This window comes from Bacillus sp. 105MF, from assembly GCF_000374885.1.
Classification (GTDB): Bacteria; Bacillota; Bacilli; order Bacillales; family Bacillaceae_G; genus Bacillus_A; species Bacillus_A pseudomycoides.
This window is the reverse complement of record NZ_KB895603.1, coordinates 1-22,845: the sequence shown is the minus strand read 5'-3', so window position 1 is coordinate 22,845 and position 22,845 is coordinate 1. Positions and strand designations below refer to the sequence as shown.

The following is a 22,845-nucleotide window of genomic DNA, read 5'->3' as shown; positions in this document are numbered from 1 at the left end:
AGAGAAAGAGAAAGAGAAAGAGAAAGAGAAAGAGAAAGAGAAAGAGAAAGAGAAAGAGAAAGAAAAACAAGCGGACGCTATTGCAAAAGAAAACAAGAAAGCAGATCAAAATACAGAAGTAACTCCAGCACAACCAGAACAAGTAACGCAACCAGAACAAGTAACACAACCAGAACAAGCAACACAAGCAACACAGCCAGCAAAACCGGCACAGCCAGCACAACCAGCAAAACCGGCACAACCAGCACAACCAGCAAAACCGGCAAAACCAGCACAACCAGCACAACCGGCACAACCAGTACAACCGGTACAACCAGCGCAACCAGCACATAAACCGGCTGTTTCTCATGAGAAGCATGAGCAATCAAACCACAAGGGTCAAACAGAAAAGAATGATCATCAAGACAACGGTAAAAAAGTCGGTCACGAAAAGCATGAAGAACAGCAAGAAGACAAGCACAAAGAAAAATAGTAAGAAAATGTGATAAAATGGTCACTTCTTTAGTGACCATTTTGCTATTTGAAGCAAAAGGAGGGAGGGGGATTACTAGTGTTGAGTTTAGTGATGAAAATCATAAAAAAACCGAAAATAGAAGATATCGTATGTAACATACAAAACAACAGAGGAGATAAGGAAGCTTTTATCGCACAGTATCGGCCTTTTATTCGAAAATCAATCTCGTCTGTCTGCCGCCGGTATATTACAGAGCAGGATGATGAATACAGCATTGGATTGTTTGCGTTTAATCAAGCAATTGAACAGTATTCATATAAAAAAGGAAAATCTTTTCTAGCGTTTGCTGAGCTTCTTATAAAAAGGGATGTAATTGACTATATACGCAAAGAGTCTAAGCATAATCTCGTCTTTTTAAAAGAAGACCAGCAAGAGGAAATGGTAGAAATGCAGGTATCGCTTACGGAGTATATGAAAGAGATGGAAAACAGAAACCGTAAGGAGGAGATTCTTCATTTTCAAATTGTGCTAGCTGAGTTTAAAATCACATTTTCAGAGCTTGCTAAGGAATCTCCAAAGCATCGTGATACGCGTGAGCACTTAATAGAAATTGTAAAGATTATTATAAAAGAAGAGAAAATGATGGAAGAGCTGTTCCGAAAGAAAAAGTTACCGCTTAAACACATTGAACCGCGTGTTAGGGCAAGTCGTAAAACGTTGGAGCGGCATAGAAAATACATTATTGCAATGTGTATTATCTTTGCAAACAACTATACATATATTCTTGATTATATAAGAGGGGGGAAGCATGATGAATAAAGGGATTGTGATGGATATAAAAAAACATAGCGTAGTTGTTTTAACTCCAGATGGAGAGTTTATTACGTTTAAAAGAAAATCGCACTCTTATATGATTGGAGAGGAAATCTCGTTTAACGAACAAGAACAAAGAGTACCGCGTTTTTCAATCCCTTCTTTCTTAAAGCCTGCATCATTACTTGTTGCTTGTTTTCTATGTGTGTTTCTGTTTTTCTACAACCAACCGGAAGAAAAAGCACTCGCTTATGTCTCAATTGATATTAATCCAAGTTTAGAGGCGAGCGTAACAAAGGACCTTCGTGTTATAGATTTGCGAGCTTGTAATGATGATGGAAAGCGCATTTTAAAAGAAATGAAACGATGGAAAAATGAACCTTTGCAAGATGTAGTACGTACCATTGTAAAGCAAAGTCAAGAGGATGGATACTTAACGAATGACAAGCAAGTTATGCTAACAGCTGTTACAAAGGAAAAGTCGCTAGAACCACAGTTGGAAAAGGCTATGCAAGGATTAAAGAAAGAGTATGAGACAAAACATGTTACAGTCGTATATCAAAGCAGTACGATGCAAGTGCGAGAGAATGCCAAGAAAGCAGGAGTTGGCACAGGTGTCTATATAAAGCAAGAGAATGAGAAGAAGAAATCGCTTACTCCTCCTGCACCGCCGTCTAATCAGGAGGAACACCCTCAGGAGATACATTCGCAACCAAAGTCATCACCCGATGCATCATCGAATTTGTCTCCTGTAAAAGAAGAAAGATATGAGAAGCAAGAGCAAATAGAACAAAAGCAATCCCAGGAACAGCAACCCCAGCAATCAAAAGGAAATAATGGGCATCAGCAAGAAAACAACGGTAAAGAGTATAAACAAGAAAATAAAGAGTCTCAGCAAGAAAACAACGGTAAAGAGTATAAACAAGAAAATAAAGAGTCTCAACAAGAAAACAACGGTAAAGGGTATAAACAAGAAAATAAAGAGTCTCAGCAAGAAAACAACGGTAAAGGATATAAACAAGAAAATAAAGAGTCTCAGCAAGAAAACAACGGTAAAGGATATAAACAAGAAAATAAAGAGTCTCAGCAAGAAAATAAAGGCAATATAAACGAAAACAACAGGCATAAAAAAGAGGACAAAGACGTTCCTGCCACGCAACATCAAGGAAAAGAAAAGAAAAATCCATAGAATATTTAAGAAGTATAGGGTACATTGTTTATCAAGACCTAAATGAAAAATTCCCAATAAGTAAAGGACAATACATATTTTATATAACCCAAAATATGATATTTTTATAAAAAAGTTTAATCAAAATTTACTTAGAATTCTTTACGTGAAGGGATAAAGCATCGCATCTTTTTTTAAAACGTCGCGACTTTCTTAAGAACTTCGCGTCTTTATTCAAAGCATCGTGATTTTATTTCAAAGCCAGAGTAAGAGTAGAAAAAATTGTAACGCTAGGGAATAATGAAGCTAAGTATTTTTATTTTTGGGACTTAGATGGAAATATGTTCGAAGCGGCTTGGTCGGTGTGGGATGAAACTGTATAAAGAATATTGATATGTGAGGGTTTTACTGCCCGCGAATAGCGAGATAAAATGAATGCGAGTATTTTTACATATGAATCTATGAAAAAGTTGATGAAATTGTCAGCTTTTTATTTTTGAAAAAAATTGTTTATCTATTTTTATAAAAAAATATTTTTTTGACCCCCATAAAATTTTTATTTCCTCCGAATATGTATAGTGAAGAAAGCAATTAGAATTGAAATCATTTCGTACAGCAACCTTGATTTTGAGAGGTATCGAAGCCATGCATATGATGAAAAAAGGGCAACTTCACCAAAGGGTGAAATCTGCCCAAAATGAGGTTGAAGTCATTCATAAGATATTTGGATTAGTCGTTTGATCTCAAAGTTAACAGGAAATTACTGTTCTATATTCCTATTAAGCTATTTTCGCACCAAAACCCTAGAAGGTCTATCTGTTAAAATAGTTTGCGTTTGTACTTAGAATAAAAAGAAAAGGAGTATGTAAAAAAAATAATGGAGAAAAAAATTCAACAAGAGAAAGATAACTCAAAACCCGTTTTTTATGATCCTAAAGGAAGAAGAAAAATAGCTTTCAGTTGGTTTCTATGTATCTCAATAGTTAGCATGAGTATTGTATTTTATTTTTTCTTTCGAAGTATTTTTTCAACACCAGAAATTCCAAATATGAATCCTTCTGTAAAGCAAGATACTAAACTTGTACCTATTAATCAAAAACTCAGCGACCAGCAGTTAAAGAAGGGAGAATTCAAATCTCCTAATACCGAAATAAACAATAATAAAAATTCGGAAAATTCAACAGACAATGGCGAACAACCTAAAGAAGTTTATGGTTTTTATGTAAACTGGGATGAAAATAGTACGGCTTCTTTAAAAGAAAATATCGATTCATTAACCATGTTAGTTCCAGAATGGTATCACTTAAAAGCAAACTTAACAATTAGTAGTGAGATTAAACCTGAGATTGTAAAGTTAGCAAAAAAAAATCATGTGAAAATTATGCCTTTGCTTACTAACTATACCCAAGAAGCTTCTGGTCCTGATAGTAAACTTATTCATAAGTTACTGAATGATCCAGATCATGTACAGACAAAGTTTATTAATGATTTAGTAAAGCGAATTGAAGAGAATCAATTTGCAGGTATTAATATTGACTTTGAGTCGATACCTGAAGGCGATAGAGATAAATTAACAAATTTCATGAAAGAACTTACTACGGTCTTTCACAAACATCATTTGCTCGTAACGCAAGATGTCCCTGCTAATGATAAGGCCTTTGATTATGGTGCATTAGCCAAAGTAATAGATCGTATGATTGTAATGATGTATGATGAGCACTATGGAGCAGGGACACCAGGACCAATTGCTTCAAATAAATGGTTTGAACATACGCTCAATGATCTAAACATTCCCTCTGAGAAACTTATAGTTGCTTTCGGTAACTATGGATATGATTGGGAAGTAAATAGCAAAAAACCTGCGAAGTCTTTAACTTTCTCAGAAGTTATGACAATGGCTCATGATTCAAATATAAAAATTCAATGGGATAAGATCAGTGGAAATCCTTATTTTCGATATAAAAAAGGAGCGAAAGAACATACTGCTTGGTTCTTAGATGGTGTTACTTTTTATAATCAAGCAAAAATCGCAATGAACAACAATGCAAAGGGATTTGCATTATGGAGACTAGGAGCAGAAGATCCTACTGTATGGAAAGCTTTAAAAGATCCTATTGAGGTACAAAATAATCCTGATGCATTACATAAAATCGCTAGTTTAGATGAAGTGAATTATTCTGGGCAAGGCGAAATTTTACAGATTGAGAATGAAAGACAAAATGGATTGAGAGATTTTAAAGTAGGCAAAGAAGGTTATCTTACAGATGAAGTATATCAATCACTACCATCTGCATATCAAGTGCAGCGCTATGGAAAACCAAAAGGAAAACAAGTAGTACTAACATTTGATGATGGACCAGATCCTAAATACACACCGGAAATTCTAGATATATTAAAAGAGCATAAAGTAAAAGCAGCCTTTTTTGTACTTGGTGAAAACGCCCAAATAAATCCTAATCTTGTTAAAAGAATATACGATGAAGGCCATGAAATTGGCAATCATACCTTCAAGCATCCGAACGTAGCTGATACGTCTTTACTACGAACAAAAGTAGAACTGAATACAACTCAGCGCCTGATTCAGGAAATAACTGGACACTCTACGGTTTTATTTAGACCACCATATGAAGCGGATGCTGAGCTGGATTCACCAAATGAAATAGTACCTATTTTGCGTGCACAAAATATGAACTATACAATGGTGGCAGAAAAAGTTGATCCTGAGGACTGGGCGACGCCATCAACAAATGAATTGGTAAAGCGTGCTCTTAATCCCATTTATAAGGGGGAGGGAAATGTTATTCTTCTCCATGATGCAGGAGGAAATCGTACTCATACGGTAGAGGCGCTGCCAATTATTATTAAAGACCTTAAAAAGAATGGATATAGTTTTGTAACAATTTCAGATTTAATGGATAAAGAACGAGATGAAGTTATGCCACCCGTTTCTTCTGAGGGTGAGCAATATTTACTTTACAACAAAGCTGTTTTTTCAGGAGCGGGATATTCTAAACATATATTAACAACTATTTTTTATATTGCTATTGGATTAGGTATTTTCCGATTCCTATTTTTAATTTATTTTGCATTCAAGCAAAAAAGGAAAACAAGATCTCGTTTATTTACTAATTCGTCTTATCAACCTTTCGTTAGTGTTGTGATAGCAGCATATAATGAAGAGAAGGTTATAACCAAGACGATTCGCTCAATTTTGGATAGTGATTATAGAGAGTTTGAAGTTATTGTTGTTGATGACGGATCGAAAGATGGTACGTCAAAAGTAATTCAAGAAGCATTCCATAAACATCCTAAAGTTTGTTTAATTCAGAAAGAAAATGGTGGGAAATCATCCGCAATGAATTTAGGATTTCAAAAATCACGAGGAGAAATTATTGTCACTTTAGATGCGGATACTATTATTGCGCAAGACGCTATTTCTCTAATGATTAGACACTTTGAAGATCATAATGTAGCAGCAGTTTCAGGCAATGTCAAAGTGGGAAATAGACGGAATTTGTTAACTACTTGGCAACATGTTGAATACATTACAGGATTTAATTTAGAACGCAGAGCTTTTGATGAGTTGAATTGTATCACGGTAGTTCCTGGAGCTATTGGAGCATGGCGTAAAAAGAATGTAGTTGAATCTGGATATTTAAGTGAAGATACACTTGCAGAAGATACGGATCTTACTATAACATTTTTACGTCAAGGGCATCGAATTGTATATGAAGAAAAAGCATATGCTTATACGGAGTCGCCTGAAGATGTGAAAAGTCTCATTAAACAGCGATATCGTTGGTCGTATGGTACACTCCAATGTCTTTGGAAGCATCGAAAGGCATTGTTTAATCCAAAGCATAAAACATTAGGGTTTGTTGCATTACCTAATATGTGGTTGTTCCAATATGTCCTGCAGTTCATTGCTCCTTTAGCAGATATATTAATGATTATAGGGCTATTTGGTAGCAATCCGCTAAAAGTTTTGGGATTTTATCTTGTATTCTTTCTAATGGATCTTCTCGCTTCTCTTTTTGCATTTAAATTAGAGAAAGAGAATCCTAAACCATTAGCATGGTTAATTTTACAACGCTTTATTTATCGTCAATTTATGACTTATGTTGTAATTAAATCTGTATTTTCATCTATTCGAGGGGTTGCGGTAGGATGGAATAAATTGAAGAGAATGGGAAGTGTTAAGCACTCCTCTGAACATAATGAGGCATCATAAGAGAGCAGATAATCTGCTCTCTTTTTTTACTAGTAGCTTCTTATTTTGAATAACAATAGTTATGAATGATGTGGAACGAAAAATGCAAGTGGTAGAAAAAGAGAGAAAGGGAAAATATGCTTTCTTGAATGACCCTGAGGTAATATACCATTTTGTACACTTACAAAAAGATATAGATAAGAAGAAAAAATAGAAAAGAGGATACAGATGAATTCTTTAATTTACTCATTTTATTTTCCCTAATCTATTTGATTGTTGAGAATATAAAAACAGAAAGTGTAGCTTTTTTAGCTAAACTTTCTGTTTTTTTCTTTCAGAATACACAATCATTCATTTAAATTCCCAAAGAAGAAATTCGTTTTTTTGTTTTTGGTAAGATAATAAATTTGATGAAAAATATGCTGACTATAACAGTTGAAAGAACAGGCAAAAAATCCTGTAGTGAAGCGAATAAAATAATGGAAAATAACGCTAGCTGAACGACTGCTAATGAAAATACAAGAATGAGAAATTGATTTATTCGTGTGTCGTGTGAGATAGGATATAATGCTACAATATTATTTCCCGAAAAATATTTCCATAAGGAACGCAATTGCATAGCAGTCATATATAAGAGACAGCAAGTGATAGCGCCTTTTACAAATACATTTGGTACGAAATATAAAATGAAAGAACCGATAATAGTCAATCTCATATATATACCAAAATAATCATTCGCACGTAAGAATGATAAAGTGTTCAAATATAAAAAAGTAGATTGTTTTTTATGTAATATAGGTTCTAGCCAACTTGTTAGCCATTTTCTTTGTTTTACTTGTTTTTTCAGCTGCGGGACATCGGTGAAAAAGTTTGCAAATTGGTAAAAGCGCATGTCCATTTTTTCTTCTTGCTCAATTATATATTCCCATCCAATTCGTTTTGTTGGTTGTTTTGTTGTATAAACAAGTAGGAAGACAAGAAGTAATAGCATCGCACCTAATAGAACAACTGATACGGACTGAAAGAGCATATAAAGAATAAGTGCATTACAAGTGAAGCGAATAATAAACCAGATTTGGCTGTTATATTGATCACGCCATATCCAATTGATATATAGGTTCCAACCTTTTATTAACATTAAAATGAAAAAGATCGTACATAAGAATGGAACGGTTGTCTGTAATGTTTGCATTGCTAGCGGTGTAACGATTAGAAACGTAAATAGCAATGGAAAAAGTTGAATGACATAATTGTATAGAAGAGACTGTTTGAAATAAGATGTTAATTTCTCTTCGAGTGCCAGTAAATAGACAGCGTCAGGCTTCTGGATAAAAGTACGAATCGGGCATCTCGTTATCATGATGGTAAGCAGAGATATAATGATGATTAATGAAATGCCTTTAGAAGGAGATGTTTTAAGAAACTTGGCGTAATAATACGCACCAATGCATGAGACGAAGATAAAACTGTATAGTAGACCGCTAATCATGCGTGCAAAGTACATGATGACGTTTTGAATATGCTTTTGGAAACGAGTGCTCCATAGTGTTTCGATTGACATGTTTTTTCACCTCTGTCTTCTATTATATAGGTTTCTTTCTTATACAAAAATAAAAACGAGCAAATTGCTTTAAGCAATTTGCTCGTTTTTATTTTCTTCATTTTTTTTCTTATCGCGATTCATTAATGGATAAAATGCAAAGCCAATTACAAATAAGCCGATTCCAAGAAGGAATGTTTTTATATCTGAGGATCCAGTTTTAATGACCCACAGTGCATAGCAAAGTGCAATGACTGCGATAATACCATCCATAATCCTTGAACCGGGTTCGTTTTTATACGTTTCACCAGTTGCAACGAGTTTTAATTGGAAGATTGGTGAAACGAGATAAGGGATTAAGTAAGCTAGGGTTGAGACAGTAATAACGAATGTATAGGCCTCAGCAATGGTCCCTGATAACGTTGAGAAAAGGAAGACTTGCGACATAATATTTGTCAGTCTTAGTGAATAAATTGGACTTCCTTTTTTGTTTGTTTTTGCAAAGAAGGAAGGGAAGAATCCTTCTTTCGCCGCTTGATAAGGTACTTCTGAGCTTAATAAAATCCAGCCTAAGATAGAGCCGAATAGGGAAGTAAGAGCAAGTAGTGCCATCAATTTCCCGCCGCCGTGGCCCATTGCAGCATTTAATGCATCAGCTAATGGACGTTCAGAAGTTTGTAATTTATCGATGTGAAGAACACCCATTGTTAAAATGGTAATTCCTAAATAAATGGCAACTGTTATCAATAAACCAGCTACAGTTGCTCGTTTTACCGTTTTTGGAGACACAGCACGGTTTGATAAAAGAACAGCTGATTCAATACCGATAAATGCCCAAAGTGTTGTAAGAGCAGCTAAATTTATTTGTGAAAGTAGTCCATGTGACACGCCTTCTTTATCAATCATTGGTGTGTACCATTGTCCAAATTTTGAAGCTTGAAATGCAAACAAAGTCACAACAATGAATAGAAGGAATCCAGTCACCTTTGTTGTTGTTGCTAAGAAGTTTAACTTCCCAGCTCCGCTTACACCGTTTGTTAAAATCATATGTGTTCCCCATAGTAAGACAGAACAAATAGAAAATGTAATTAGTTTTCCAACTTCTATATCGAAAGAGCCAATCGAAAATAATAGGCGTGTGTCTTTCATAATCGGGAAGAAGAGTGATAAATATCCCGCAAAAGATGTAATAATAGCGACATTACTTGCCCAGTTTGCAACCCAATAGCCCCAAACCATACTGAAACCAGCCATTTTTTTCTTTTTTGGTGATGAGAATAATGCATATGCATGACTTTGTGGTCCTGTCGTTAAATCAGGACGACGAATTGCTAAATTACCGAAAACAAGAGCTAGCATTAAAACACCAAACCCTGTTGTTAACCAAGCTAAAGTGACACCGAGAGGGCTTGCTGTTTGTGCTAACGTACTTGGCACCATGAAAATACCAGCGCCAACCATGTTACCGACAACGAATGCTGTCAGTACCCAAAAACCCCATTTTTTTTGTTGCATAAAAAATACCTCCAAAGTTAGTATAACCAAGTCAAGCGAGGAGATATGTATGTCTTCCAAAAAGGGAAGAAAGGTAAGCTTCATACAAAACAAAAAAAGCACGTGTAATTGTCGCTACGTGCTTTCTATCTTATAGGAAACCCACGACATACCTCTCGATAGCTCTCCACAAACAAGTTGTTTGTGACAGTTCTGCACTTGTTAAATAGCAGACCCAGCAAGAATGCACAGTGGGCATTTCTTACTTCGGCAACCATTCCTTTCCCATTCATTCATCGATGCCACTACATCTCCTGAAATGATACTCTTAATGACTGCAACCTCTACCTCACCGAGATACGAATGAGGATTTATGTATTAAATTAACATAATCAAGGGTAACAAATGAATTTTTATACGTCAATGGATATATTAATAATCAGACTATAGTGAACAGTTTGTCATTAAAAGAAGAAGGCTTTTTTTAGAAATAGGCTCTGTTAATCTGTGTGTTAAACTAATGAAGCAAATATTTTTGATATTTTGTCTCACTTGAGTCTAGAAAAACAACATAATTATTCTGTAAGGTTATTTGAGAATGTAGTGGATTGGTTAATGAGAGAAGAGAAAGCGGGCTCATTGTAGCTCTTTTTTCTGTGCTGAAATATTACCATATAACAGAGCCTAGGAATAAAAAAAGAAGCTAAGTCTACAACCGTAGATTAGCTTCTAACACGAAATATTATACTAAGTTTAATACAGTTACTTTTTCACGTGTCATAGACTCAAGGCTCTTACGAATACCTTGTGCTCCCATACCAGAACCCTTCACACCGATGAATGGGAAGTGGTCAGGACCACGCTCTGTACGTCCGTTAATTTGAACGGAGCCAGTATCGATTTTGTTTGCAATTGCAAATGCTTTATTAATGTCTTTTGTGAAGACACTTGCTTGTAAGCCGAAATCTGATTTGTTCGCAATTTCAATTGCTTGTTCATCAGAAGAAACACGGATGATTGGAAGGATTGGGCCGAATGGCTCTTCCCAAGCAACTTTCATATCTTCTGTTACATTGTCAATTAATGTTGGGTAGATTAAGTTGCGCTCGCGTTTGTTACCAATTACGATTGTAGCGCCTTTTTCTACTGCATCGTCAACTAATCCTTGAACGAAATCAGCAGATTTATCGTCGATTAATGGCACGATTGTACAGTCTTGTTCTGGAGAACCAACAGTTAATTCAGCCACTTGATCTTTTAATAAGCTAACAAGCTCGTCCGCTACATTTTCATGTACAAGCACGCGCTTGATTGCAGTACAGCGTTGACCTGAGTATGAGAATGCGCCACTAACGATATGTTTTGCTGCTTCCCCTAGGTCAGCATCTTCACGTACGATACCAGGGTCTTTACCGCCAAGTTCTAATACAAGCGGAATCATAGCAGCTTTTTTCGCTAAGTGAGCACCTGTGTTTGTACCACCTGTGAACGATACCATATTTACGCCAGGATGTTCTACTAAGTAGTCGCCGATAACAGAACCGCGTCCTGTTGCTACGTTTACAAGTCCTTTTGGAAGACCTGCTTTATGAAGAGCTTCAACCATTTTAATACCGCTAATTGCGCCTTGTGTTGCTGGTTTAAAGATAACAGCGTTCCCCATAATAAGAGCTGGTGCAAGTTTTGCAGCAGATAAGTTTACAGGGTAGTTAAATGGTGCGATTGCTAAAACAACACCACGTGGTGCACGTTGAATGATTGCAAGCTTGGATTTAGATCCACCAGGGAAGCTATCGCCCATCATGCTTTCGCCATGCATGTGTAATGCTTCATCTACAGTATAACGAATTAAATCAGCTGTACGAACAACTTCTTTTTTCGCATCTTTATAACCTTTACCGACTTCTTTCATTACGATATCGGCAATTTCATCTTGCATATTTACGAGCTCATCAGCCCATTTATATAAATATTTTGCACGATCTTGAAGAGAAGCTTCAGCCCATTCTTTTTGAGCTTGTTGTGCTGATTTAATTGCTTCGTCAACTTCTTCACGAGTAATTGCTTGTACTTTACCAATTACTTCGTGTAAGTATGGTGATGGAATATCAATTGTTTGCCCTGAAGAGCTTTCTCTCCATTCACCGTTTAAATAAAATTTGTACGTATTGCTAGTTGTCATGATTTGTCCTCCTAAAATAGCAACTTGTAAGAGTGAGTATATGGTGATTGTAGGGGGTTTGAGAACATTTTTCAAACAAAATGTTTATGGAAACGATTTCTTATGTGATTTTTATTTTGTATGCCCTTTCTTAAAGGGGTTTACCTTATTTGTAAGTGAAATATAGGATTATCTATAATAATATCGATAGATAATTTTTTCGAGTATCGAAGTGGTATTGTACATCTTTTATTTTTGGTGATAAAAGTTTATTTTGTAAAATAATGAAAAAAACAATTGACAGAAAAGTTGATAAAGTTATAAAATTAAAAATGGAAAATAAATGAAGGGGGTGCGCGTAATGATTGTAATGGTAAATATGACTGGCTTAGTTGGATTACATGGTGGGAAACATTCATATCATTACGCAACCCGTACGGAAAGATAGTGCTTTTTTGTTTTTTCAAAAAGCGTACGTTGCGTATTTCGTAACGTACGCTTTTATGCGTTTTTGCGCATATCGTCAAGCGGCGGTATGCGTTTTTTTGTCTCTATTTTGGTTGTTTCCATACTTTGTATGGTTTCGATAAAGTGAAACTTCCATCCGTAAGGGGGATTTATCTCCCACGGATGGTTAGTTGAACCAATCGGGCATTAACGGGCAGTTATCCCCTTATCTATCGTTCTCATTTCTTGCTGAATCTTGAGGTGGGGATTTTACTGCCCGCAAATAGCGGGGTAGAAAAATATGGAAGGTGAGAAGTTATGGTGAAACAGTACAATTGGTACGGTGTAAAAGCAGGGGCTTTTGATAGTGGATAACAGAAATAGACTGAAACAAAATCGAGAAGGGAGAGATTTCATTGTTTTCAGTATTACAAAAGTTAACATGGTTTTTTAAAGAACATTGGAAGAGGTATAGCATAGCAATTGGAGTGCTTCTAATTGTAAATGTAATAGAGGTAATTCCTCCGAAAGTAATTGGATTAACAATTGATCATATAAAAGTAGGTTCTTTAACAAACGAAGTGATTATACAGTATGTTTGGATTTTATTTGGGGCGGCAGTTGGTGGGTATGTACTCACCTACGTATGGCAGCACCAATTATTTGGCGGTGCATTCGTGCTTGAAAAAACGATGCGTTCAAAATTTATGGGGCACTTGTTGAAAATGACGCCGACCTTTTATCACAAAAATCGTACTGGTGATTTAATGGCGAGAGCGACAAATGATTTAAAGGCGATTGCTATGACTGCTGGTTTTGGGATTTTGACACTTGTTGATTCTAGTTTATATATGCTCACAATTGTTTTTATGATGGGATTTTCAATCAGTTGGCAACTTACAATTGCGGCACTTCTTCCCTTGCCGATTATGGCATATGCGATGAATATATATGGGAAGAAGTTACATGAACGCTTTACGATTGCTCAAGATGCTTTTGGAGATATGAATGATAAAGTACTTGAATCGATTGCAGGCGTGCGTGTTATCCGTGCATATGTACAGGAAAAAGCTGATGAGCAAAGATTTCATCAATTAGGAACAGATGTATATAAAAAAAATATGAAAGTAGCAAGAATTGATGCACTGTTTCAGCCGACGGTTAAGATGCTAGTTGGTCTTAGTTATTTAATTGGTCTTGTATATGGAGCATTTTTAGTGTTCCAATCGAAAGTTACTCTTGGTGAACTTGTGTCTTTTAACGTTTATCTTGGGATGATGATTTGGCCAATGTTTGCGATTGGTGAATTAATAAATGTCATGCAGCGCGGAAATGCTTCACTAGATCGTGTCAATGAAACGTTAGCCTATGAGCCTGACGTGAAGAACGTGAAAAAGCCGACGCGTGTACACGAGCCAGAGTATATCGACTTTGATAAAGTTTCCTTTTCGTATCCTGCTTCACCTAAGCTTAATTTGAAAAATGTTTCTTTTTCATTAAAGCAAGGGGAAACGCTTGGTATTGTTGGGAAAACAGGGAGTGGTAAAACGACTCTTGTTCGCCAGCTCCTTCGTCAGTATCCACTTGGAGAAGGGGATATTACGGTGTCGAATGTTGCGCTTGATGAAATTTCAACCGAAAACGTACGAAGTTGGATTGGATATGTACCGCAAGAGCATATTCTATTTTCAAAAACAGCACGAGAAAATATTTTATTTGGGAACAGAGAAGCAAATGAGGAGGAGCTTCAAAAAGCAATTGAAATTGCAGCATTTAAAAAAGATCTGGAGTTTCTTCCAGAAGGATTAGAGACGCTTGTTGGAGAAAAAGGTGTTTCTCTATCTGGTGGACAAAAACAACGGATTTCGATTGCGCGAGCTGTGATTCAAAATCCGGAAATTTTAATTTTAGATGATTCATTATCGGCTGTGGATGCTCGAACAGAAGCAGCAATTATTGAAAATATACGGAGAGAAAGAAGCGGAAAAACAACAATTATAACAACGCACCGCCTGTCAGCTGTGCAGCATGCTGATTGGATTCTCGTTATGGATAATGGTGAAATTATCGAAGAGGGAACACATGATAGGCTCGTTTTGAATGGTGACTGGTATGCGGAGCAGTTTGAAAGACAGCAGGGCGAAAACGTAGAGGGTGAGGTGAAAATATGAGTGTTGGAAAACGGTTATTTCAATACGCTATGAAAGTAAAGGGAACCATTTTTGTGGCACTGGCAATGTTATTTATTTTCGTTATTGCAGAGCTTGCAGGCCCATTTGTAGCAAAGACAATGATTGATGATCATATTGTCGGTATTGAGAAACCATGGCATGAAACAGTGCAAGGGGACGATGCCGTACTTTATAACGGAGCTTGGTATAAGCGAAGCGACCGCTTTGAACAAGGTGAACAAAAAGGAAAAGAAGTTCGTATTATACAAGTTGGTTTCACTTATTATTTTGTACCTAATAAGGTTGCAGCAGAGGGAACACGTTCTGTAAAGGGAGATATTATTACAGTTCAAAGTGGAAAAGCAACGCAAGTGTATAAAGCAAAAATGTTAACAAACAAAGAAGTGTATTCGTTTTATGAACCTGAGATGAAACGATTACTTTTACTTGGCGGAGGATATTTTGCACTATTGTTAGTTGTATCTTTATTTGCATATGGTAAACAGTTTTTCTTACAGAAAGCATCTAATAAAATCATTCAAATTATGCGTGAAGATGTCTTTTCTCATATTCAAACATTACCGATTCGTTATTTCGACCATTTACCAGCAGGGAAAATTGTATCGCGTGTAACGAATGATACGGAGGCCATTCGGGAGTTATATGTAACAGTTTTAGCGACATTTGTTTCTAGTTTTATTTATATTATCGGAATCTTTATTGCTTTATTTTTACTTGATATGAAATTAGCGCTGTTATGTTTAATTATCGTACCAATTTTAATTGTTTGGGCTGTTGTATATAGAAAATATGCCTCTGTGTACAATCATAAGATGCGCTCTCGGTTATCAGATATTAATGGAACAGTGAATGAATCCATCCAAGGAATGCCTATCATCCAGGCATTTCGTCAAGAACGTGCAATAAAGAAAGAATTTGAAGAATTAAATGAAGATTACTTTAAGTACCAAAATAAAATTTTAAATTTAAATGCAGCGACATCGCATAATTTAGTGGGTGTCTTACGCAACATTGCTTTTACAGCGGTTATTTGGTATTTTGGCGGTGCCTCTTTGAGCGCTGCTGGGATTATCTCTTTAGGAATACTGTATGCATTTGTCGATTATTTAACAAGGCTCTTCTCACCAATTACAAATATGGTAAACCAGCTTGCGAATTTAGAGCAAGCGCGCGTTGCATCGGAACGTGTATTTGAACTGCTGGATGAAAAGGGCGAAGTAGTGGAAGAGGAACGTATACCACGTCTTAATGGAAATGTTCGATTTGATGATGTTTCATTTTCTTATAATGGGAAAGATGAAGTGTTAAAAAATATTTCTTTCGAGGCAAAAAAAGGAGAGACGGTGGCCCTTGTTGGTCATACGGGATCTGGGAAAAGTTCTATTATGAATGTACTCTTCCAATTCTATGAGTTTCAAAAAGGAAAACTTACAATCGATGGGCATGACGTGAAAAATATACCAAAGCAAGCACTCCGCGAGCACATGGGAATTGTATTACAAGATCCATTTTTATTTAGTGGTACAGTTGCGTCGAATGTAAGTTTAGAACATCCAAAGATTTCAAAGGCTCGAATTGTAAAAGCACTGCATGATGTAGGGGCAGAACGATTTGCTAACAATATAGAAGAAGAAATTACGGAAAAAGGAAGTACCCTATCGACTGGAGAGCGCCAACTTATATCTTTTGCACGTGCGTTAGCATTCGATCCTGCCATTTTAGTGTTAGATGAAGCGACTTCAAGTATTGATACAGAGACTGAGGCGATGATTCAAGGGGCACTAGAAGTTGTAAAGAAAGGAAGAACAACATTTATTATTGCACATCGCCTTTCCACAATTAAGAGTGCAGATCAAATCATTGTGCTCGATCGAGGGACTATTCTTGAAAAAGGGTCACATGAAGAATTAATGCAGAAAAAGGGTCGTTATTATGAAATGTATAAAACGCAAATAGAAGGAAGTCAAAGTGCGTAACTTTCACGAAATGTTCAGAAAACTTTAAAGCAATGTTTACAAATGCTCCCATCCCTTTCCTTATCCATGTGATATGTTGGAAGCAAGGGGGAGATAGAGATGGAAGAATTATCAGTTACATTTAACATTGCTTTCTTTTTATTATTGTGCGGAATGATCGGGTATTGTGTATTAGATTCTTAAAGGCAAGCTCTTTTAAGAGTGTTGAGAAACAGGGGCAGCTGCCTCTGTTTTTGTCGTTGTTTGTCAAAATGATAATCCCATAGTTAGTAAAATGATTGTTGAGAGCAGTTAACCTCTGATAAACTTAATTTATCAGAATTTTCCGGACTGATGATTGTTTGATGTTTCGTTAAAGCATAGGATTGAGGAATAAGCATAAGAAAATTTCACTAAGTAATAACCGGATTTAGCAGAAGACTAACTATTAAATGGGAAATGGGGATTATCTAAATGATACGTGTTTATAGGGGAAAAGAAGATAAGGTCAGTATATTAAATCTAATAAAAAGTATGGGGATAGAAGAAGAGGTAGGTTCTTTAGATGATATTGTCCTAAATTCTATGCAATTTCTCCTATATGAACAAAATGGAATTGAAGGGTTCTCATATTCATCTGTCTATGCAAATAGTGCTGGAGAGTCTATTGCTCAAATCAGTGTTTATGTAGAACCAGATTCCCGTTTAAAAGGTATTGGTTCTACATTATATAAAGCAATGGAAGAGGTAATTTCTAAAACAAAACCAGATTTTGTGTGTACTTATATGAGAGTCGAATCAGAAAATCCTATTGGCTTTGCTAAGAAAATGGGGTTTGAAAAATGGTGGGGTTCACTTGAATCGGTATACAAGGGAGGAACTTTTCCTAAAGCAGACATTGAGTTGATTAAATATGAAGATAGATTTTTTGACCAGTTTGTAAAAATGGTACAGGAATGTTATTACGAGTTGCACGAAAAGAATGATATTAAACCTTACCTTGCTCCAGAAGACGGTGTAAAAAAATACAAATTAAACAATAAAAATAATGTATATTTAGTGTTAGAAAATGAACAAATTGTTGCATCAGTTACTACTGGAGAAGGGATATTAGATAATTTAATGGTTGTTCCAAGTTACCAAGGAAATGGATATGGACGTAAGGCTTTACAATTCGGTATGAACGAGATGTTAGAAGAAGGATACGAAGAAATCCGAATATGTTTTCTAGAGGGAAATGAAAGTGCTGAGAGGTTGTACACCTCTTTAGGCTTTAAGCCGCTTCATAATACACAGGTTTATCGAAAGTTCTTGTAAATTAAACACTCATTATTCCACAATCGGGAGCTTTAAGGGAACAAGGGAACTCTGTTACTTTACCCATAAAATTGCCGCTAAAAGAAGCATATCTTTGCCGTGGATTAATTATTAACCCATAAGTTTGCCGTGAATGCTGTTGGTTCGTAATAAAGTTTGATTAAAAGCATGCTACAAAAATTGATTTTTCAACAGAAGAAACCCAAACATTTCGAAAAAATTTTGATCAAAATGCTTGGGTTATTTGTTGCTAGTGAATAATTTTTTATAAAAAAGTTTAATCATTTCTCTACCCGTATTTTCTCTATTTCATGTCGTGGGTTTTCATTTTATCCAATTCTTTTTGTATCTTCTTATGAAAATACTTTCTACCTAGATTCCATTCTATACATAAGAAAAACATCCCTACTAATAGATAAAGGATAAAACCAATAGTACTTTCAATACGATTCGTTATAAACAACCATGTCAGAAATACAATATGTGCTACTGGTAAAATTGCCCCCCAATAGATATTGTTTCTACTTGATAAGAAAAATTGAACAGCTAACATACCAGCATAAATAAGAACCATTATTCCCCATCTCTTTCTTGTTTATATTTTTCAATAATCAATTTTGCATCTTCTACACTTATCCGATCATCAATAGACAGGCTCTTGATAAATTTAATAAATTCCTCGTTTTCTACGGCATCATTCATTTTTATTTTATCGATTAATCGATCAAGTTTAAGTCTTACTGTTGGGTATGATACCTCATAAACCTTTGCAATCTCTTTTAAAGAACCCGAATGAAGTACTAAGTTTTTAACAAACTCTAAATCCTCATTTTCCAAGGCTAAAATCCAGTTTGGAATATTGTTAATATCCACAGCTTTGCCCTCCATTTACTTTTATTAATATTAGTTTAACATATTTTTAAATAATATTAATAAAATATTGAATTTTATTAAAAATAATTTTTATAATTTGTTTAATTAATTATAGAATAAAAAGAACCCATTTGAATTAAGTTACTCAAGTGGGTATTGCTTCACAATCTGGCCCTTTAGTGGAGTAACTTTATTGCTACTCAACAATTCTTTAATCCGCCTTTCAGTTCAGATTTTCTTTTCACTATAAAAACATCCTTTTAGATAAACAGATTCAAAGGGACAAAACATCGCGTCTTTTTTATAAACACCATGACTTTATTTAAAAGCGACATTAAAAATATTCTTCAAATCCTGGAAGCATAAGTTTGCCGCAAACTTATGGTTCATATCACAAACTCAATAATAGGAGTTCCCTTTCTTTATCTCAAAAAATAACAACATTGTTTAACATAGCTTGTTGTATAGAAAAATCCATATTGATCTTTCAACAGCCCAGTTATGACTATGAAGGAGAAAAGAAGACTTCTACTCATTTTCTCCTTTTGTTTTCACACGGCATGGGGCAAAAAAAGGCCCTGCCCACATTTATGCATGGTCGGATCCGCTCTCCCATCTAAAAAACAATGGTTTTGTCAATTTATATAAAAGTAAGTATTGTTTTACCTTTCTTCTTAGAAGTGCTATATTTAAAAATGTTACTTATTTTTTGTACGTAGTGATTTTATATCATGTTGTTTGATTATGAAAAAAAAGGATACACTAATGACGAACATTTTCATTGAAAAATTGTTCAAGATTGCATACAATCAATATAGTTTTTAAATTCCTATCAGAATACTTGGAGGACTAATATCATGAAGAAATTATTTTCAGTGCTTGCAGTAGCTACACTAGCAGTCGGTATTGTGGCGGGCTGTGGCAAAGAAGAGAAAAAAGATACAGCTACTAGTCAAGATGCATTGCAACAAATTAAAAAAAGCGGTGAATTCGTTGTTGGTACAGAAGGTACATACCCACCGTTTACATTCCACGATGGAAGTGGAAAATTAACTGGATTTGACGTTGAGTTAACAGAAGAAGTTGCAAAACGTCTCGGTGTGAAACCAGTATTTAAAGAAACACAATGGGATAGCTTGCTTGCAGGGCTTGATGCAAAACGTTTCGATATGGTTGCGAATGAAGTCGGAATTCGTGAAGATCGTCAAAAGAAGTATGATTTCTCTAAACCGTATATTTCTTCTTCAGCAGCACTTGTCGTTGCAAAGGATAAAGATAAACCTGCTTCATTTACAGATGTAAAAGGATTAACAGCAGCACAGTCTTTAACAAGTAACTATGCGGATCTTGCAAAGAAAAATGGTGCGAAGATTCAAGGTGTAGAAGGCTTTAGTCAAGCAGTAGAACTACTTAATACAGGTCGCGTTGATTTCACAATCAATGATAAATTATCAGTGTTAAACTATTTACAAACGAAAAAAGATGCAAATATTAAAATTGCAGCAACAGAAAAAGAAGCGTCACAAAGTGGGTTCTTATTCCGTAAAGGTAGCGATAAGCTTGTACAAGAAGTAGATAAAGCGTTAGAAGATATGAAAAAAGATGGTACGTATGACAAAATAACGAAAAAATGGTTCGGTGAAAATGTATCTAAGTAATGCATTGATTACAGATCGATTGTCTACATGGATAGATATTATGCAAGCATCCTTCATGCCTATGCTAGAGGGTGCTCTTTTCACGACAATCCCATTAACGATTATCACATTTGTGATCGGTATTATTTTGGCGATATTTACGGCTTTAGCACGTATTTCAAGTAGCCGCCTACTACAATGGATTGCTCGTATCTATGTATCTATTATTCGCGGAACACCACTTCTTGTACAATTGTTTATTATTTTCTATGGACTTCCAACTCTTAACATTGAGATTGATCCATATCCAGCAGCTATTATTGGTTTTTCATTAAATGTTGGTGCATATGCATCTGAAATTATTCGTGCTTCTATTTTGTCTATTCCAAAAGGACAATGGGAAGCAGCATATACAATTGGGATGACATATCCACAGGCGCTAAAACGCATTATTTTACCACAAGCGACACGTGTATCGATTCCACCGCTTTCGAATACGTTTATTAGCTTAGTGAAGGATACTTCATTAGCATCATTAATTTTAGTAACAGAGCTGTTTCGAAAAGCACAGGAAATTGCAGCAATGAACTATGAATTTTTAATTGTTTATTTTGAAGCAGGTCTTATTTATTGGGCGATTTGTTTCTTATTATCTATCGTGCAACAAATATTAGAAAAACGTTCAGAGCGTTATACGCTTAAATAATAATCCTTTTATAAAAGGAGTTTTTGTTTTTATGATTTCAATTCAACATTTACAAAAGAGTTTCGGTGATAACACGGTACTAAAGCATATTGATTTATCAGTGGAGAAAGGTGAAGTTGTTGTCATTATTGGGCCATCTGGATCTGGTAAGACAACATTTTTACGTTGCCTGAATGTATTAGAAACACCAAATGCAGGTATTGTTCGCATTGGTGACAAAGAGCTGGATTTCTCTAAAAAAGTAACGAAGAAAGATATTGTAAATCTTCGTACACAAACAGGTATGGTGTTCCAGCATCATAATTTATTTCCTCATTTAACAGCAATCCAAAATGTAATGGAAGGGCTTGTTACAGTGAAAAAAGTAGGGAAAGAAGAAGCGAAGAAAAAAGCGACATATTTCCTTGAGAAGGTTGGACTTGGTGACAAAATGGAGTTATATCCATTCCAACTATCTGGTGGCCAGCAACAACGCGTTGGAATTGCTCGTGCGCTTGCGATGGAACCAGAAGTTTTATTATTTGATGAACCAACGTCAGCGTTAGACCCAGAACTTGTACAAGAGGTCCTAAAGGTAATGAAGGAACTTGCACAAGAAGGAATGACGATGGTGATTGTAACGCACGAAATGCGCTTTGCTCATCAAATTGCGAATCGTGTTATCTTTATGGATGGCGGCGTTGTTGTGGAACAAGGTACACCAGAAGAAGTATTTACAGATCCAAAAGAAGAACGAACGAAGCGATTTTTACAAATGCTAGGGTAGAAAGAAAGGTCTCAAGCGAATGCTTGAGACCTTTTTTGCCATATATATTTATTTTTGGTATCCGCCAAGGCTTTGCTCAGCCATTGCTACTAAACGTTTTGTAATTTCGCCACCAACAGAACCGTTTGCACGAGCTGTAGAATCTGCTCCTAATTGTACACCAAATTCTTGAGCGATTTCATATTTCATTTGATCGATTGCAGCTGTTGCGCCTGGTACTACTAATGGATTGTTTTGGTTTGCCATAGGAATGTATCCTCCTTAAAGTATAGAAATTTTTTTGGTTGGATTAGCTGGAGTTGAACCAGATTATCGCCTCGTTTGGCGCTAATCCATCGTTTGAAGTGAATGTACTCATAGTATGGATGTTACGTAGAAAGATATGCGAGTTAATAATTTGTAAATTTTGTAAAAATATATACCGATTTTAATTTTTCAGCATATAAGTTACAGCTATGGATAACGAAAGGTGACCTGCACTCTTTTTCTCTCTGTGTTTTCACTTGGCATGGGGCAGGAAAAGGATCTGAATGCTTCTATGCATGGCCGGATGCTCCCTCCCACCTAAAAAGAAGGAGTTTATTTCGTTTTTTTAATTTGTATTTTTCTAAAAGAAGGTCACACTAATTGTAAATATGAAACCTCTATGATTGGAGGAGTGATAAATGGGAATATGTCCACTTTGCAATGCACTAGAAGCTCAAGTATATTCTTGTCAAAGTTGCCTGAATGTACTCCAAGATTATGGGAAAGTTGTAGATTATACAGATGCTTATAGCGCATATATGGATCAAGATTTATTAATAGAGGTAGACGGTTTAACAGGGGAGAATTCTCAGCAATATTGTGTTCATGTTTTCTATTGCGGGACGTGTGGTACACAAACTGAATTAACGGTGAAACTGGTGTATTGAACTACCCTCACCTACCTCTACAAGAGCTTGAGGTGGGGGATTCTCCTGTCTCTATCCTCACAAAACAGTTCCTCTCGTTCAACAAAGAGGATACAACGATATAGAGTTCGGTAGTGTCTGTATGTAAGACGACCCATTCTATCTTCCGACGAAAGGCAAACAAAATAGGTACAACTACTTTGTTCTTATATCGAGGAT

At 35.7% G+C, this 22,845-nt stretch carries 17 protein-coding genes, 2 pseudogenes and 1 riboswitch; of the genes and pseudogenes, 13 read left to right on the top strand and 6 right to left on the bottom strand.

What is annotated here, in order from left to right; all coding sequences use genetic code 11:
* The 6 genes and pseudogenes from C564_RS37860 to C564_RS38310 form a co-directional block, all read left to right on the top strand.
* A partial coding sequence (locus tag C564_RS37860) for a hypothetical protein (RefSeq protein WP_018767665.1) occupies nt 1–472 on the top strand: 472 nt, incomplete at its 5' end.
* Between the two features lie 78 nt (nt 473–550).
* Complete coding sequence (gene sigI, locus C564_RS0127885; protein ID WP_018767664.1) at nt 551–1,273, top strand: RNA polymerase sigma factor SigI; 723 nt, start codon at nt 551–553, stop codon at nt 1,271–1,273.
* Nucleotides 1,266–2,456 (top strand): anti-sigma factor domain-containing protein, encoded by a 1,191-nt coding sequence (locus tag C564_RS0127880; protein ID WP_018767663.1) that lies wholly within the window; start codon nt 1,266–1,268, stop codon nt 2,454–2,456. The genes sigI and C564_RS0127880 overlap by 8 nt, the downstream gene beginning before the upstream one ends.
* A 561-nt stretch (nt 2,457–3,017) precedes the next feature.
* Nucleotides 3,018–3,176, top strand: a pseudogene (locus C564_RS37855) (IS6 family transposase); the annotation flags it as partial.
* 136 nt (nt 3,177–3,312) lie between these two features.
* A complete protein-coding gene (locus tag C564_RS0127870; protein ID WP_018767661.1) occupies nt 3,313–6,666 on the top strand; it encodes a glycosyltransferase in 3,354 nt (1,117 codons plus the stop codon).
* Between the two features lie 61 nt (nt 6,667–6,727).
* Nucleotides 6,728–6,884, top strand: a pseudogene (locus C564_RS38310) (tyrosine-type recombinase/integrase); the annotation flags it as partial.
* A gap of 116 nt (nt 6,885–7,000) precedes the next feature.
* Here the strand turns inward: C564_RS38310 and C564_RS0127860 are convergent.
* The 3 genes from C564_RS0127860 to C564_RS0127850 all read right to left on the bottom strand — a co-directional run bounded on the left by C564_RS0127860 (nt 7,001) and on the right by C564_RS0127850 (nt 11,861).
* Nucleotides 7,001–8,206, bottom strand: coding sequence for an ABC transporter permease (locus tag C564_RS0127860; protein WP_018767659.1), 1,206 nt, complete (start codon nt 8,204–8,206; stop codon nt 7,001–7,003).
* A 69-nt stretch (nt 8,207–8,275) separates the two neighbouring features.
* Entirely contained in the window at nt 8,276–9,700 is a 1,425-nt protein-coding gene (locus C564_RS0127855) for an amino acid permease (protein WP_018767658.1), read from the bottom strand.
* 151 nt (nt 9,701–9,851) lie between these two features.
* A riboswitch (Lysine riboswitch) is annotated at nt 9,852–10,034 on the bottom strand.
* Nucleotides 10,035–10,421: 387 nt separating this feature from the next.
* Entirely contained in the window at nt 10,422–11,861 is a 1,440-nt protein-coding gene (locus C564_RS0127850) for an NADP-dependent glyceraldehyde-3-phosphate dehydrogenase (protein WP_018767657.1), read from the bottom strand.
* Nucleotides 11,862–12,703: 842 nt separating this feature from the next.
* Here C564_RS0127850 and C564_RS0127840 point away from each other — a divergent pair.
* The 3 genes from C564_RS0127840 to C564_RS0127825 all read left to right on the top strand — a co-directional run bounded on the left by C564_RS0127840 (nt 12,704) and on the right by C564_RS0127825 (nt 17,751).
* On the top strand, nt 12,704–14,458 hold the full coding sequence (locus tag C564_RS0127840; RefSeq protein WP_018767656.1) for an ABC transporter ATP-binding protein: 1,755 nt from the start codon (nt 12,704–12,706) through the stop codon (nt 14,456–14,458).
* On the top strand, nt 14,455–16,455 hold the full coding sequence (locus tag C564_RS0127835; protein WP_018767655.1) for an ABC transporter ATP-binding protein: 2,001 nt from the start codon (nt 14,455–14,457) through the stop codon (nt 16,453–16,455). The genes C564_RS0127840 and C564_RS0127835 overlap by 4 nt, the downstream gene beginning before the upstream one ends.
* Nucleotides 16,456–16,908: 453 nt before the next feature.
* Nucleotides 16,909–17,751 carry a GNAT family N-acetyltransferase gene (locus C564_RS0127825; protein WP_018767654.1) on the top strand — a complete coding sequence of 281 codons (843 nt, stop codon included), beginning with the start codon at nt 16,909–16,911 and terminating at the stop codon, nt 17,749–17,751.
* A 304-nt stretch (nt 17,752–18,055) separates the two neighbouring features.
* On the opposite strand, the gene C564_RS0127820 is transcribed toward C564_RS0127825, so the two are convergent.
* Together C564_RS0127820 and C564_RS0127815 are read right to left on the bottom strand one after the other, a co-directional pair.
* Nucleotides 18,056–18,325, bottom strand: coding sequence for a hypothetical protein (locus C564_RS0127820; protein ID WP_003205990.1), 270 nt, complete (start codon nt 18,323–18,325; stop codon nt 18,056–18,058).
* A complete protein-coding gene (locus C564_RS0127815) occupies nt 18,325–18,624 on the bottom strand; it encodes a DUF2089 family protein (protein WP_016104021.1) in 300 nt (99 codons plus the stop codon). Before C564_RS0127815 ends, C564_RS0127820 begins: the two co-directional genes overlap by 1 nt.
* Nucleotides 18,625–19,481: 857 nt before the next feature.
* On the opposite strand from C564_RS0127815, the gene C564_RS0127810 reads away from it, so the two are divergent.
* The 3 genes from C564_RS0127810 to C564_RS0127800 are packed head-to-tail and all read left to right on the top strand — an operon-like array spanning nt 19,482 to nt 21,733.
* Nucleotides 19,482–20,282 carry an amino acid ABC transporter substrate-binding protein gene (locus C564_RS0127810; protein WP_003195492.1) on the top strand — a complete coding sequence of 267 codons (801 nt, stop codon included), beginning with the start codon at nt 19,482–19,484 and terminating at the stop codon, nt 20,280–20,282.
* Nucleotides 20,269–20,967 carry an amino acid ABC transporter permease gene (locus C564_RS0127805; RefSeq protein ID WP_018767653.1) on the top strand — a complete coding sequence of 233 codons (699 nt, stop codon included), beginning with the start codon at nt 20,269–20,271 and terminating at the stop codon, nt 20,965–20,967. The genes C564_RS0127810 and C564_RS0127805 overlap by 14 nt, the downstream gene beginning before the upstream one ends.
* Nucleotides 20,968–20,998: 31 nt before the next feature.
* A complete protein-coding gene (locus C564_RS0127800; RefSeq protein WP_003195496.1) occupies nt 20,999–21,733 on the top strand; it encodes an amino acid ABC transporter ATP-binding protein in 735 nt (244 codons plus the stop codon).
* A gap of 48 nt (nt 21,734–21,781) precedes the next feature.
* Here the strand turns inward: C564_RS0127800 and C564_RS0127795 are convergent, their stop codons facing one another.
* On the bottom strand, nt 21,782–21,979 hold the full coding sequence (locus C564_RS0127795; RefSeq protein WP_003195499.1) for an alpha/beta-type small acid-soluble spore protein: 198 nt from the start codon (nt 21,977–21,979) through the stop codon (nt 21,782–21,784).
* A gap of 419 nt (nt 21,980–22,398) precedes the next feature.
* Between C564_RS0127795 and C564_RS0127790 the strand changes: the two genes are divergently transcribed.
* Nucleotides 22,399–22,647, top strand: a complete 249-nt coding sequence (locus C564_RS0127790) for a hypothetical protein (protein ID WP_003204734.1) — start codon at nt 22,399–22,401, stop codon at nt 22,645–22,647.
* Nucleotides 22,648–22,845: the final 198 nt, after the last annotated feature.